Origin of the sequence: Lactiplantibacillus fabifermentans DSM 21115 (genome assembly GCF_000498955.2) — a bacterium.
Taxonomy (GTDB): domain Bacteria; phylum Bacillota; class Bacilli; order Lactobacillales; family Lactobacillaceae; genus Lactiplantibacillus; species Lactiplantibacillus fabifermentans.
In genome coordinates, this window is record NZ_AYGX02000107.1 from 16112 (window position 1) to 31316 (window position 15205).

Annotated in this window: 11 protein-coding genes; 4 read left to right on the forward strand and 7 right to left on the reverse strand. The window is 46.7% G+C overall.

Annotation, left to right across the window (positions count from 1 at the left end; translation table 11 throughout):
- Positions 1-35: 35 nt before the first annotated feature.
- Positions 36-1274 (reverse strand): MFS transporter, encoded by a 1239-nt coding sequence (locus DY78_RS09865; protein WP_024624352.1) that lies wholly within the window; start codon positions 1272-1274, stop codon positions 36-38.
- Between the two features lie 98 nt (positions 1275-1372).
- On the opposite strand from DY78_RS09865, the gene DY78_RS09870 reads away from it, so the two are divergent.
- The 3 genes from DY78_RS09870 (at position 1373) to DY78_RS09880 (ending at position 4711) form a co-directional block, all read left to right on the forward strand.
- Complete coding sequence (locus DY78_RS09870) at positions 1373-2278, forward strand: helix-turn-helix domain-containing protein (protein ID WP_024624353.1); 906 nt, start codon at positions 1373-1375, stop codon at positions 2276-2278.
- A gap of 141 nt (positions 2279-2419) precedes the next feature.
- Complete coding sequence (locus tag DY78_RS09875; protein WP_024624354.1) at positions 2420-3340, forward strand: proline iminopeptidase-family hydrolase; 921 nt, start codon at positions 2420-2422, stop codon at positions 3338-3340.
- A 3-nt stretch (positions 3341-3343) separates the two neighbouring features.
- Complete coding sequence (locus tag DY78_RS09880; protein WP_024624355.1) at positions 3344-4711, forward strand: APC family permease; 1368 nt, start codon at positions 3344-3346, stop codon at positions 4709-4711.
- A 68-nt stretch (positions 4712-4779) separates the two neighbouring features.
- Here the strand turns inward: DY78_RS09880 and DY78_RS09885 are convergent, their stop codons facing one another.
- The 4 genes from DY78_RS09885 to DY78_RS09900 all read right to left on the reverse strand — a co-directional run bounded on the left by DY78_RS09885 (position 4780) and on the right by DY78_RS09900 (position 9483).
- Positions 4780-5427 (reverse strand): hypothetical protein, encoded by a 648-nt coding sequence (locus tag DY78_RS09885; RefSeq protein ID WP_024624356.1) that lies wholly within the window; start codon positions 5425-5427, stop codon positions 4780-4782.
- Between the two features lie 532 nt (positions 5428-5959).
- Positions 5960-7204, reverse strand: a complete 1245-nt coding sequence (locus DY78_RS09890; protein ID WP_024624357.1) for an MFS transporter — start codon at positions 7202-7204, stop codon at positions 5960-5962.
- Entirely contained in the window at positions 7204-8502 is a 1299-nt protein-coding gene (locus DY78_RS09895; protein WP_024624358.1) for an alkaline phosphatase family protein, read from the reverse strand. The genes DY78_RS09890 and DY78_RS09895 overlap by 1 nt, the downstream gene beginning before the upstream one ends.
- A gap of 150 nt (positions 8503-8652) precedes the next feature.
- Positions 8653-9483 carry an alpha/beta hydrolase gene (locus tag DY78_RS09900; RefSeq protein WP_024624359.1) on the reverse strand — a complete coding sequence of 277 codons (831 nt, stop codon included), beginning with the start codon at positions 9481-9483 and terminating at the stop codon, positions 8653-8655.
- 201 nt (positions 9484-9684) lie between these two features.
- Here DY78_RS09900 and DY78_RS09905 point away from each other — a divergent pair, with 201 nt between their 5' ends.
- Positions 9685-10407 (forward strand): GntR family transcriptional regulator, encoded by a 723-nt coding sequence (locus tag DY78_RS09905; protein WP_024624360.1) that lies wholly within the window; start codon positions 9685-9687, stop codon positions 10405-10407.
- A gap of 310 nt (positions 10408-10717) precedes the next feature.
- Here the strand turns inward: DY78_RS09905 and DY78_RS16880 are convergent, their stop codons facing one another.
- Positions 10718-12379, reverse strand: coding sequence for a KxYKxGKxW signal peptide domain-containing protein (locus DY78_RS16880; RefSeq protein WP_082621237.1), 1662 nt, complete (start codon positions 12377-12379; stop codon positions 10718-10720).
- Positions 12380-13009: 630 nt separating this feature from the next.
- Positions 13010-15124 (reverse strand): collagen-binding domain-containing protein, encoded by a 2115-nt coding sequence (locus DY78_RS09915; protein ID WP_056993523.1) that lies wholly within the window; start codon positions 15122-15124, stop codon positions 13010-13012.
- Positions 15125-15205 lie beyond the last annotated feature (81 nt).

The following is a 15205-nucleotide window of genomic DNA, read 5'->3' on the forward strand; positions in this document are numbered from 1 at the left end:
TGGCTGGAATTACCGCTAACTCACAACGGCAATCCTTATTCCACATGGACGATTTGTTTATGTAGCCGGCCAGTGAGTAACGTCCAGCCACTGACAATCAGTGCTAATACAATGGCGACGCTAAACGCCCAAGCTGGGCCGGCCAAGTTGTACAGTAGCACAATACTAGTACTACCCGCGGGCGCGGCAATCGTGACCACGGTGCTAATCAAGCCGAGCACCGACCCCGTCATGTTCGGCGTCACTTTCATGGTAATTAACGCATACATTTTCGGGTCCAACTTCCCCGTAAAAAACATCGCCACTAAAATTGCTAAGACGATGCCTGGTAATGTCGGCCAAACCAATAACATAACGTACGTCATCCCGGTCATCAACGTGGTTAAAAACGTCAATTGTCGCAACGTCAACCGGTCCGCCCATGTCCGTTTAGTGATGCCGCCTAACACATTACCAATCACGAAAACAATATTCACGACTAAGACCACGGTCGCATAAGGTAAGCCCCACTTAGGTGTCAGGCGCAATAAATATAAATTTAGCACCCCATCCAAGCTCATTGAGACCACGTTGAGCAACATAATAATGCCTAAAAAGCTCACCGTCGGCATGGCGGTAGCCGCATAAATGACTTGACTAGCCGTGCGCCAGACTGACCGGAATGGCGCTTTTTTCGTGGTCATAAACGGGACCGTTATTTGCCGATATCCGGCTAATAACCACAAGGCCGCTAATAAAAATGTCGTGGCATTCACATACCCCGCTAACGCGTAATCATGCGTCACCGCTAACACGAACACCCCCAGCGCTTGGCCGACGGGTGACATGATGGTACCAACACTTTGATTGATTCCATAGGCTTGTTGGCGGTCAGCCGCCGCAATCCGATTCTGCATCGTAATGTTGAATAAACTACTGCCGTAATTGCCGCACAGCGTTGACATGACGTTACATAGCACGACCAGATAAAAAATTCCGACCGTATGTTGGTTGATTAATTGCGCCAAAATTAAATAGAGCCCGGCTTGAATGAACTTGGTCACGATTTGTAACCGCGCTTTGGCCCGCGTCTGATCCGCGAGCCGTCCCATCACAATGTTGAACATGAAGGGACACACTTCGGCGACGGAAACGACCGAAACTAGCCACTGAGACTGCGCAAAACTTTTAGCATACGTTAATAAAATAATGTTGAATAAACTAATCCCTAAGGTGGCTAAAAAGTTCGCCCCGACTAAGGTTTGTAGTGTCCGATTTTTTAATATCGTTGTCATGATTGATCCCACCTTTGATTGATTAGTTTGAGTATAAATGCCGCGCCGTGCTACAATCAGAAAAGTTGTGGCATATATGCCACCTTGGAGGTCCAGATATGGAAAATTTAGGTCCTACGATTAAACAAATCCGTTTGAATAAAGGCTTAACTCAGGCTGCGGTGTATACTGGCATCGTTTCACGGTCGTTTGCCATTCGCTTTGAAAGTGGTCGCAACGATATTGGCGCCATCAAATTATTCGCCATTTTAGATAACTTGGCCATCAGTGCCGACGAGCTTCGGTTCATTCACGACCATTACCAAGTCACGCCATTCGATCAGGCGTTTCTAACAGCCGACCACTACTACAATCAACAAAATTTTCCGGCCTTAACGGCTTGGATTCATACGCATCAAACGAGCGCTCACAGCTATGAACGGCTCGTAGCGAGCTACATGCAAATTAAATTATTAGCCTTTGACCATCGCCAACTCCACTTAACGGCCGCCATTCAACCCGCTGTACAACATTTGCAGACCACACCAACTTGGACGTTACACGAGTTAAAGCTTGCCAACTTACTCGTCGGGCTGACTGCGACGGAAAATGGTTTGGCAGCATTACCGCCATTGACGGAAAAGATGGTCACGAGTTGCCAACATTATTTGACTCCCCATGGTGATCCGTTTAACGTCTTACAAGCTTTATTGGAATTTTATAACGCCCGATTGCAAGTGGAACTCAATTTCCATGATTTTGACGCGGCTCGAGCGCTCAAGCCACAATTTATGGCAATCAAGGCCGACCAACTAACTTGGGATGGGCGCCTTTTACAACAAACGCTACTCGGATTGTGGGAACTTTACTTCGGTGACGTCGACCAAGGTAATCGCATTTTAGCAACGATTACCGCAGTAGAACAGCTTTATCAGCCTTTCCCCGACACTAATTTGCGGTCGATTATTCAAGTGCGCCGCTTGGAAGCGCAAGCCTATCGTTTACATGAACTTAAAGAAAACTAAGTTTCCGTCGTTTTGAACGTTGCTTAACCACGCAATGACTCAAAACGACTTTTTTTATCATGAAAATTAGTTAAAGGTTTGAAAATGATTAGAATTCGATGTACTTTGTTAATTATAAATTAATGAGGTGGGTGAAACAAGATGCAAAATGTCACACGAATCTTAACGCTAAAAAATGGCTATCATCTTTGGTCGCATACTTATAATTTGGGGGCGAAAACCAAATTACTCTGCTTGCACGGCGGCCCCGGCGATACCCATGAAGTTTTTGAAAGTTTCGGCGCGCAACTGGCGGACTTAGATATTGAAGTCACCATGTACGACCAACTGGGCTCCTGGTATTCCGACACGCCTAATTGGGATGACCCAGCCATTAAAGCCCAATATCTAACCGAAGACTACTACTTAGCTGAAGTTGAAGAAGTGCGGCAATTGCTCGGTTATGACCAATTCTACTTGGCGGGGCATTCGTGGGGCGGCATGTTAGCCATGACATACGCGGCCGCCCATCAAGACCAGCTTAAAGGTCTGATTATTATTAGCATGGTCGATAATATTGCCGATTACGTTGACCGCATGAAAGCCATTCGGGCGGCCGAATTCTCCCCAGCGGAAAATGCCTTCATGCGCGATATCGAACGCCGTGAACAATGGGATAACCCCCATTATCAAAAACTCATTACGCATTTGTATCACGAATACATTAACCGCCGCCAACCCGAACAGATGCATCATACCGTCGATATTCAGGCCAAACCGGTCTATAACCATTTTCAAGGGGATAATGAATTCGTCGTTGAAGGTGACCTAGGCGATTGGGACTTTTCTGAACAGCTCAAGACGATTCAGCTACCAACCTTACTGGCCTTCGCCGACCACGAAACGATGCCACTAGCAACGGCCCAACGAATGCAACAAAACATGCCGAATGCTAAACTCGTCGTCACGCCCAATGGTGGTCACAATCATATGGTCGACAATCCGGCGGTCTTTTTCACCAACTTACGCAATTACTTTTTAGATTTACGTCACGGCACATTCAATCAAACAAAGGAAGCCTAGCCTATGGCAGCAAACCATATTTCCGGTCCGCACGATGTCAGTTTAAGTGACTTCGGGTACCAACAAGAACTCGACCGCACGTTATCGGTCAAAGATTTAGTGATCTACGGCTTAATTTTCATGGTGCCGATTGCGCCAATGGGGATTTACGGCTCGGTCATTTCTGTCTCCCACGGTATGATTGCTTTAACTTATGCCATCGGGATGGTCGCCATGTTTTTCACCGCCTTGAGTTATGGTCAAATGTCGCGCGCCTTTCCGATTGCCGGGTCGGTCTACACGTATGCCAAGCTCGGGATTAATAAAACAATTGGTTTCTTATCCGGCTGGATGATTATTTTAGATTATATTTTTGTACCAGCGCTCTTATATATCATTTCAGCCAATTCCATCAAATCACTCCTGCCAGGGGTGCCAACGTGGATTTGGCTCGTCTTATTCATCGGCATCAACACATTGATTAACGTCCGGGGCATCGAGTTCACCGCGATTGCCAACCGAATTTTCTTAGCTGGCGAGCTCATTGTCTTGGCCTTTTTCCTAGTCTTGGGCACGTATGGCGTTATGCACGGTGTTGGAAATGGCTTCACGCTCAAACCATTTTACGACGCCAGTCAGTTCAACTTGAACTTCGTCATGACCGCTACATCCGTTGCCGTCTTGAGTTTTTTAGGTTTCGATGGCATTAGTACCTTAGCCGAAGAAACGACCGGTGGTAACAAAACGGTCGGCCAAGGGATCATGTGGTCCTTAATGTTAGTCGGCGTCTTATTTATCGCCCAGACTTACTTAGCCGCCCTCATCGTCCCTAACTGGCATTCATTTGGCGACTTAGATACGGCCTTTTACGTCGTTGCTGGTAAAGTTGGCGGTCCCTTTTTGACCTACCTCACCACGATTGCCACGATTCTTTCATGGGGCTTTGCCAATGCGTTAGCCGCCCAAGCCGCGATCTCACGGATTCTATTCGGCATGTCACGCGATCACAACTTACCAAAGGCTTTAGCTAAAGTCCATCCGAAATTTAAGACGCCGTACGTCAGCACACTTTTAGTCGCCATTATTTCGTTAATCGTGGGCCTAATCTTCATGAACAATAGTGGCATCTTATCCGAAATCGTTAATTGCGGCGCGTTGACGGCCTTTTTGGTCATCCATGTCGCCGTTGTGAACCACTTCCTAATCAAGGGCCACTCCCACGATTATTGGCATCATCTAATTGTCCCGATGATTGGCTTTGCGGTTATCTTGTTCGTCATGCTCAACCTCGATAGCTTAGCTAAAGAAATCGGCGCCGCTTGGTTAGTCATCGGGCTCGTTTATTACGGAACGCTGCGATTAACCCAACGCAATACCGAAATGAATTTATAAACTAAATTGACCCCACAAAAAAATTGACCACCGCATCATTGCCGTGGCCAATTTTTTTGGCATCCTAGTTAATGTAAGTTATAAATATTCGTTAGATTCGTCCCAGTTGGTTGGAAGTAATGGATTTGATAATGACCTAATTTTGCCGAATTTCGAGGGAGATTGATAACTGCGGTCCCGTGGCTCGTGCGATGTTGCCCATTAACCCAATCGTAGGGTTGCGCTTCCGCTGACATCGTATAATCCCCGGCCGTGATGCGAATTAGGTGCCCCATATTCAAATAATAAGGCGTTGCCGCATTATTACCGTTGTGCAACTTTAGCTGATACGGCACCTTAATTTGCCAAACATCTTGTTGGCGCGCATCTGCGGTTGCTTTGACGGTTGGCTGACTGAGCGTCACGTCGACCGTTCCCGGTAATACTTCCCCAAACTTAGCACGTTGTTGGTGATGGATTTCTGTGTCAATTTGATTGGCCGTCTCCAATCGATCACGAAATTCGACACTGCCATTTTTCACGTCAGCTAAGTCAATCGATTTTTGCTGCACCGGACCAGCTGACGTTGTCGCCGTGGCTACCGATTGGTTTTTCGCCGGCACTGGTTTCGTGGCGGCCTTAGTCGGTTGTGCCTGCACTGTCTGCAAGCCATAATAACCGCCCCCAGCTAGTCCTAGTCCGACCACGCCTAAAACGACTAATTTGATTTTACGCATACTTTTCCCCCATTCTAAGTATCGGTCAATCCCCCCAATACTTGATACCCTCAGTATAGCAACGCCTATTAGCCCTCACAACGAATATTCCAATATAAGTCATCACCGCGTTCTCATGCTACCTACAACCTAAGATGGCAATATCACAGTCGTCTGTGTATTACTAATTTAATTTTTTAACTTAATGGTTGCCCCTCTCACACAATTATTATTAAACAGCTCCAATAAAATCTATATGACAATCAAATTATGATCTGGCAACCTCCAAAAACGGTGCGACTAACAAAAAATCGTAGTCACACCGTTTTAAATAAAAAAAGACTAATTTAGTTGAGTGTCAGCGGTAATGGAAGCTGCCGTGCAAGTGGTGTTAATGCCGGTGATTTTGCTGACATTTACAGCACCGACATCTTTGGCGATTGGCGGATTTGGCCGAGCTCCAAAGTGAGATTCCAAGATGTTTCTCAGACTTGGACCGGTCCCAGGACCGATGGCATTACCGTCAGTCAACTGCGACAATGCCAACTACAGCTTATTTTTCCGAACTCAAATGCGGTAAGGCCAAGAAAATCAGTAACCCAATTAAGAATAAAATACTTAATGAAGCTGCCCCAATCGTCGACTTACCAGTCATTTGGGTCACAATCCCGACTAAGACGGGCCCCATGACCGCGGAGAACTTGCCTAAAATGTTGTAAAAGCCAAAAAATTCACTCCCGGATTGCTTTGGAATCAACCGGCCAAAGTACGAGCGACTCAACGCTTGAATCCCACCTTGACTCGTTCCCACTAACACCGCTAGAATCCAAAAATCCATGACGCTCGATAAACGTAACGCGTACAAACAGATTCCTAAGTAAATCACGATATCAATCAGAATCCCCGTCCGCGTTGACGTTTTATTCGCAATCCAACCGTAGAGCAATGAGAATGGAAACGCCACGAGTTGGACAACTAACAAGACAATCATCAAGGTCGTCGTCGTAATCCCCATGTCCATCCCAATCGACGTCGCCATCGTGAAAATGGTATCAACCCCATCGATGTAAAAGAAATAAGCCACTAAGAACCAGGCGGCCGCGCGATAATGCCGAATATGTTTCAAAGTTGACCACACCCGGGCAAAGCTTGACCGCACCGGATGGTCATTGGCTGCTAAAGCATACTTTTGATGCACGTTTTTCAACAACGGAATGTAAAAGATAATCCACCAAGCTGCCGCTAAGACGAAACTCCAACGCGCTACGCCGTAACTCGATAACAGACCAAAGCCGCTTGTTAATTGTAAGACTAAGAATAAAATGAACGCTAACACGCCCCCAAGATAACCGAAGCCATACCCATATGAGGAGAGCCGGTCTATATCTTTATCCGGTGCCACGTCGGTTAAAAAACTATCGTAAAATAAATTGCCACCGGAATACCCAATAATCGACAAAATATAAATACCTAGCAACCACTTCCAAGCGGTCGGGGGTGCGATACTCAAACCCAACGTCATAACCATCCCAAGGATAGAAAAGATATTGAGCATCCGTTTTTTAGCGTGCGGATAATCGGCTAACGCGCCCAAGACGGGGGCTAGAATCGACACTAACAATGTTCCGATACTATTGGCGTACCCCCAATAGGCAGTCGCGTTAGCTGGTGACACCCCACTACTTTGGGCAATCGCCTTAAAGTAGACCGGCAAGACCGCGGTAGTGACGATAATGCCGTAGCCGGAGTTGGCCCAATCATAAAAGATCCAACCCCACTGCTGCTTGTTAAATTTCATCAATTATTCTCCTTAAAAATGCCAGTCAAAGCCTGTCCTGGCATACTCCCTTTAAATCGTAATCCTAATAACCGGGCAAACGTTGGCGCTTCATCGACCAATTTGGCCGCATCAATCGTGACTCCCGGCTTAATAGCGGGGCCGTTAAACAATAGCGTCGTTTGATAATCCGGTTTCATCGGGTCATAACCGTGCACGCCATGATAGCGGTCAGGTTGCCCTAACGTATCTGGATGGACCGGTTCGACAACGAGTGGGCGCCGACTTTCATCAGTAAAGTAATACCCTGCCTTAGCTTCCACCATCAAGGCACAGGCTGGGTCGGCGCCACGTTTAGCGGCCTCGGCCCCGGTAATCACCGTTTCCACCCCTTCAACTTGTTTAATCAAAGCAGTCAATTCAGCGATTTCATCAAAGTGACGAGTATAAATATAAGTCGAACCATCTGCCGTTTTCGCCATCACGGACCAGTCATCTTCAAACGTTTGGTCCGCGCGCGGCGTTAACCAGCCGTGTTGGGCAAACAATGTGTTCAAATGAATCATGTGATCGACATTAATTTGGTAATGATCGCCTAAAATCACAAAATTGGTATCTGCGAAAGTTCCCGCTTGTTTAGTGGCGTCGATTAATTGACCGACGTGTTTATCCAACCGCTGTAACGCTTGCATGGCTTCCTTAGAACGAACCCCGTAACGATGCCGCATACTGTCCATATCGACCAGATGAATCATCGTCAAATTTGGTTTTTGATGCGCCAGTGTATCAACGGCACAAGCTGTGATGAATTCGTCCAGCTGGGGCTGTTTAATGCCGTTACGTAAGTGCCCATATTTGTGGTTCATTTTGAGTAAGAATAATGGGGAACTAGCTTTTAGCGAAACCAAGACTTGGTTGGTCCAAATCCGGTTTGGAAAAATTTCCGCTAAGTTATATGTAATCTTACTACCCGCGGTGACTGGCCATAAAAAGGCCGCCGTCGTTAACTGCTTTTGGCGTGCCAAATCGTATAAGGTCGGCACTTTAACATCCTTTTGATACCAGAACCAGTCTGGTGAGCGCCGTTTAGGTTGTAATTTGGTATTGTTCACGATTCCGTGGACCTTGGGATATTGTCCCGTGATAATGGTTGTGTGTGACGGGTACGTCAAAGTTGGATAAATCCCCGTGACCGATTTCACCCACGCCCCACCTTGCATGAGACCATTCAAGACTGGCAATTCAGCCTGATGTTCCCGCAAGTCCCGAAAACCAAGGGCATCTAACGAAATAATGACTAAATGTTGATTCGTTGCCATCAGCAATACTCCTCTCCGTTACGTTTCATAATTTAACTTACAGTATCATCAATATGTAAAAGTATACCGCAGAAAAACCGGGTGTGTCAGCGATGTTTACAAAAAAACGCAAAAAACGAGTGCCGACTCACCGACACTCGCAATGATTAACTAGACATTATCGGCTAAGAATCCTTGCCGTTGTAGCCATCTGATGGCTAAGGGGACCCAATTGGCCGCTTGATCATCTAAATACTTAGGTTTATTTGGTTTTTCCGTCACATGGTTAGCTAAGGCCAAACCGTGAATCCCGCCTCCAAACAGGTGATATTCCGTCGCAACTTGTTGTTCTGCCAACGCCTTAACGTACATCATTGAATTGAATGGTGGGACTAATTCATCGGTCACCGTTTGCCAAATAAAAGTTGGTTTGGTGGCCTCCGTCACTAACTTTTGGGCGGCCCAGAGCTGAGAGTCGGTCGTTATTTTTTCACGTTCAGCAGCCGTCGTCGGAAACCCGGCTTCTAAATCGATGACCGGATAGCCCAAAACAGTCGCCGCATGATGACCGGTGTACCGGTCTAACTGATATTGCGCTTTGAGTACGGGATTAGTCGCTACGCCGTTAAACGTTGCGACCACGTGGCCCCCCGCTGAAAAGCCGGCTAATAAAATGCGGTCAGGGTCAACATGGTGGGCTGTCGCTTGGCCCGTTACCCAAGCAATCGTCTGAGCGACTTGTTGTAAGGCCCAGGGATAAACTTGTTCCGTCGCAGTTTCCAATTGATAATTCAAGACAACGGTATGCATACCTTCCGCCAAAAAGCGCATGGCGATGGGCGCCTCCTCGCGACCGGAATGATACGTAAAGCCGCCCCCTGGACAAATAATCATGACCGGATAGTCTACCGGCGTCTCAAAATCAGAAATTTGGTCTAACCAATATGCTGTGACCTTAAAAGGATGTTCCGCAGCGGTTAATGTTTGTTGTTCTATTTGCATAATAAATTCCCCCATATTTGATTTATTTATGTCGATAGTTGAAATCAAGCCACTTTTTGTTTACGCTTACATTATAAAGACGGTTTATTATCTTTGTCAATTTTATTCGAATAAATATCTAAATTTGTTCGGATATTTACAAATAATGAACAATAGTTTGTTATAATTAAACTAATTAGAAAACTCGTGAAGGTGACAATTATGGCTAAAAATAATTTTGAAACAATTTATACAACTTTAAAAGCGCGTATTTTAGCTGGGGACTACAGTATCAAGATGCGGTTGCCCATTGAAGATGAGCTAATTGCAGAATTCGATACTAGCCGGTATGCCGTTCGAAAAGCCATTCAAAAATTAGCAGATGAAGGACTTGTCTACAGTGTTAAAGGCCGCGGCGTGGTACTACTTGAACACACCCCGCAAACACAACAGTTCAACTTGAACTTAAGTCGCACAACCGGCCTTAAAGCCATGAATGCTGGCCGAAACTTGGACTATCAAACCGACGTCGTCAGCTTTAAGCAAATTATTGTCGATGCTGAACTCAGTGAACAGACCGCCTTTGAAGTCGGCATTCCCGTCTACGCGATTCAGCGGGTCCGCATTATTAACGGGACGCGTGCCGTCATCGATATTAACTACTTCAATGCCCAACTGATTCCAGATATTACGCCATCCATTGCGAAAAAGTCGATCTACGACTACATTCAGAAAAAGCTAAAAGTTAAAATTGCGGTCGTTAAGCGGATGTTACGCGTCGATACCGCCCAAACTGTTGATACTCAGACATTAGATTTAGAGAACAATAATTGTATTGGTAATATGATTAGTATTTCATTTAACGACGCTGGTCGCCAATTTGAATATACCGAATCACACTTCATTCCCAACGAGTTTATCTTCACCCAACTCATTCGTAACTAAACCTTACTAACGTCACTTAAAAGTCGGACCAGCGTCCGGCTTTTTGTTTACCTGTATTCGCGCTTTATAAAATAAATCATAGCTATTATTTCCAATACTTATTTAAAATATATTCGAATAAATATTGACTATTACCTAGAACAGATTATAATATATAATTGTAAAAGCTAATGGGGGTTAGCCTTTACCGCAAGTTATTTTTAGCTGGGATCTCGCGGGTCAAAGGATTAGGCGTGGTCAAGGATGTTAAAAACTAAAAAAAACGGGTGTCGCCGCTAGGGGTGACACCCGTTTTTTTAGCGATTAGTCTTTAAAATGACCGGCGGCGATAAAGCCACGTGGCACTAATCGTCATACTTACCAAAATCAATCCAATCCAAACGGCTGCATTATCATTAGTCTCACCCGTTTGTGGTAATGCACTAGCATTAATTGCGCCCAAGACTGGATGACTAGTGGCACTTGCCAACCCAGACTTACCAGGAGCCACTTGTGCTGAACTAGTAACAATCCCAGGCCGCTTATAAACTGGTCGCCGCGGTCCAGATGAAACTGTTAATTCATGCTGTGGCTTTTTGGTTGGGGCCGCGGTTGTCGGGGCCGTTGTCGGCTCAGTCGTTGGCGCCGTTGTCGGCTCAGTCGTTGGCTCAGTCGTCGGCGCCGTTGTCGGCGCGGTCGTCGGCGCCGTTGTCGGCGCGGTCGTCGGCGCCGTTGTTGGCTCTGTCGTTGGCGCAGTTGTCGGGGCTGTCGTTGGCTCAGTTGTCGGGGCAGTCGTCGGCGCCGTTGTTGGCTCTGTCGTTGGGGCCGTTGTCGGCTCAGTCGTTGGGGCTGTTGTCGGCGCTGTCGTTGGCGCAGTTGTCGGGGCTGTCGTCGGCGCGGTTGTTGGCTCTGTCGTTGGGGCTGTCGTTGGCTCAGTCGTTGGGGCTGTTGTCGGCGCTGTTGTCGGAGCCGTCGTTGGCGCGGTTGTTGGCTCAGTGGTTGGGGCTGTTGTCGGCGCTGTTGTCGGCGCGGTCGTTGGGGCTGTCGTTGGCTCAGTGGTTGGTTCAGTCGTCGGTGCAGTTGTCGGTGCCGTCGTTGGCGCCGTCGTCGGCGCGGTTGTTGGCGCCGTTGTCGGGGCTGTCGTTGGCGCCGTTGTTGGTGCCGTTGTCGGCGCGGTCGTTGGCTCTGTCGTTGGCGCAGTTGTTGGAGCAGTCGTTGGGGCTGTCGTTGGCGCCGTTGTCGGCGCGGTCGTTGGGGCTGTCGTTGGCGCCGTTGTCGGCGCGGTCGTTGGCTCTGTCGTTGGTGCAGTCGTCGGCGCGGTTGTTGGCGCCGTGGTTGGTGCCGTTGTCGGCGCGGTTGTTGGGGCCGTTGTTGGCTCAGTCGTTGGCGCCGTTGTCGGCGCGGTCGTTGGCTCAGTCGTTGGCGCAGTTGTCGGGGCCGTGGTTGGGGCCGTCGTTGGCTCCGTCGTTGGCTCAGTCGTTGGCGCTGTTGTTGGCTCAGTCGTTGGCTCCGTGGTTGGTGCAGTCGTCGGCTCTGTTGTTGGAGCTGTCGTTGGGGCCGTCGTTGGCTCCGTGGTTGGAGCTGTCGTTGGGGCCGTCGTTGGCGCCGTCGTCGGCGCCGTCGTCGGCTCAGTCGTTGGCGCTGTTGTCGGCTCAGTTGTTGGTGCCGTTGTCGGCGCTGTTGTCGGTGCTGTCGTTGGCGCCGTCGTTGGCTCCGTTGTCGGCGCCGTCGTTGGCGCCGTCGTCGGATCATTACTTGTAGTCGTAGAATCCGTCTTCGAAGTCGTCGCTGACGCCGTCGTTGGCTCTGTTAGCGTAATCGAAGTCCCATTACTAATGGTCGTGGCGGCGTGCGCTGGTGGTGTCAAAGCTGGCAATCCTATTATTAATCCACCTGCCATTAACAACATCGTTGATAGCCATCTTTTGCCAGATTTATACATCTTATAATGTTCCCTAGTCTCACGTTGCTGCTGCATTTGCTTAAATCGCATTGTTAGTAATCCCCTTTCCAAAAATACGTTGCAATTCTTGATTGCACTTAGGTTTTATCATGTCATCACAAGCAACTCAATTGTGATTCCAGCGAAAACCGCATTTTTATATCAATCGACAACCATTTTGATTAGTTAATCTTGCTAAATAATCCCCAATAATTATGATAAAAATAATGCTTGCTTGACCCTAGTGGCCAAAAATTGCCCGATTATCCTACCAAAAAACGATTTTATATTTAATGATTGTGCTATCAGTTATCCTAAATGATTGGCATTCTATTCGTGATTTTAAGCCGTAACAATATTCAGTTGGTAAAGTTTCGCAACGGTCGTTAGCATGCTTACTGAGTAGTGTCACCGATTCATTAAACTGCTCACGTAAGTTTAACTTTCAAACCGAGTCACTGACTAGTGGCAAAATTCCTCAAAATCTGTCACTATTGATTGCCCTTAATTCCTAGGACGGCTATACTATAAATCATAAAGAAACTACTTTATAATCAATATCCTTTAAGAAATTTTCTTGATTATAACATGGGGGGTCAAGGAGTCATCGAAGTACCGGGGGACAAAAATGCGACCGAGTAAATTACTCGATCGCATTTTTATATGCCAAGCTAAATTTTTTTAGTTGCGACGTTTCCGACGACTGAAGTAGCCACCCATGGCCAAGCTAGTTGCTAAGGCTAAGCCTAACAGACTAGTAGCGCCACTTTGACTTTCATCAGTTTGTGGCAAACTCTGCCCTTGCGCTTTAGCTAAAGCAGCCGCCACGCGGGTCCGCAATTTTTCTAACTTCGCCACTAACGCTTGGTTGTGGTCAGTTTTGGCAATTGCAATGGCTTCATCAATTTGATCTAACAATGTTTCTTCGTAACCGATTTGGCCACTAGCTGGTAAGTCTAGAATTTCTTCAAATTCAGCTTCCATTTCAGCTTCGGTGGCGTCCGTCACGACATCATCATCGATTTCAGTTTGAATTTCATCGCTATCTTTTTCGATATCAGCTTCCTCTTCTTCGTATGTTGGCATTTCAACATCGATGGAAGGATGCACTGGTTTTTCGTATTCTGGTTCCGGTTCTTCTGGCATTTCGACATCGATGCTTGGATGGACCGGCTTTTCATATTCTGGTTCCGGTTCTTCTGGCATTTCGATATCAATACTTGGATGGACCGGCTTTTCGTATTCTGGGTCCGGTTCTTCTGGCATTTCGATATCAATACTTGGATGGACCGGCTTTTCGTATTCTGGGTCTTTTTCATTATCCGTATTATCTTGCAAATCCCAACGGTGGGTTTCCGCATTAACCACCACTTTGTCAGCAATAATATTGCCATCTAAGTTTTGATTAGCGATAACTTCAGCAGCTGGTGCCAAGACACTACCTTGGAATGGCCGGTCGATTGAAATCGTCCCAGTGGCTAATTTGTCACTGGCGGTTGAATCGTAGAAATTCCATAGTAAGTGATTATCACCGAAGTCTTCAGTTTCTTGGTTATCCCGGTCAGTGCCATCTTCGTAAACGACTTTGATTTGTGAGGTCACTGAATAGTTTTCAGCCCCAGCAGTATCGACGTTAATAATAATCGTATTGCCGTCTTTATCAGCGGAGACGCCGCTAATCGTTAAAGGTGTCCCACTAGTTAAAACATCACTCGACAAATTAATGACGATGTTCCCATTTTCATCGGGCTTCAAATCACTAACATCAATCACCCGGTTATTCATATCGCTAAAATCACTCGCACTATAAGTGGCTTTAGGGGTCTCTTCACTTAAACTAGCACTCAATTTTTCTAACTTAGCGAATTCCTTGTCAAAATCAATATAAACGTTACCGTCTTTATCTTGATAAACTTCAGACGCTAACAAATGATCGATGTAGGTCCCATTGACCATTGGCCGATTAGGGTTGCTGACATCGATTTCAACGTTTTGACCAAAAATAACTTTATTGACTCGAGTATCCCCGGCCGAAACAAATGAACTGCTGGCAATATTATTGATATTTTGAATATACGAAATATCTTTATCGAGTAATTCTTCAATAATATTCGTCCCAAAGTTCACATTCCCGGATAAGTTGCCAACCGCGATGTTCCCATTAGTATGGGCATTCAATTCAGCTTCACGTGCAAAGATATGGAATTGCGAGGAAACGCCGAGGAGGTTATGTAAATCTGGATAATCGTCGGTGACGGTCCCACCATCTTGAACGGCAGCGTTGGTCGTCTTAGCACTTGAATTGGCAGTGTTGTTACTAGTCGTTGACGAACTTGTGCTACTGCTGCTTGTTGAGTTCGCAGCACTACCAGAACTTGAGCTTATCGCACTGCTTGAGCTAGCGGCGCTACTACTTTCACTGGCGACACTGCTACTTTCACCGGCTTCGCTACTGCTATTACTCGTGGCACTACTACTAGAACTGGTTGTGGCGCTATTACTTTCAGAACTGCTGCTAACTTGTGAACTTGAACTGCTGGTACTGGAAGTCGATGATTCGGCACTGCTAGTGACTTTTGCACTGGTCACTACCGGTGTTTCAGCCGCCTTAGTGCTGATTTTATCAGCACTAGTCGTGGCGGTAGTACTACTTTCGCTGACGCTGCTAGCACTGCTAGTTGCGGTATCCGCATTGGCAGTAACCGTTGCGCCCCCTAATGTTAAAATGACGGCACAAGCAAACGCCCAGCGACGCCCACTCTTATACATTTTAAAATGTGTTTGTTTACGCTCCATCAAATATCCCCACCTAAAATTAATCATTAGGTAGATTGTAAAATTAATCCGAACGCTGTTCGGACAAAAAAGATCAGCTTC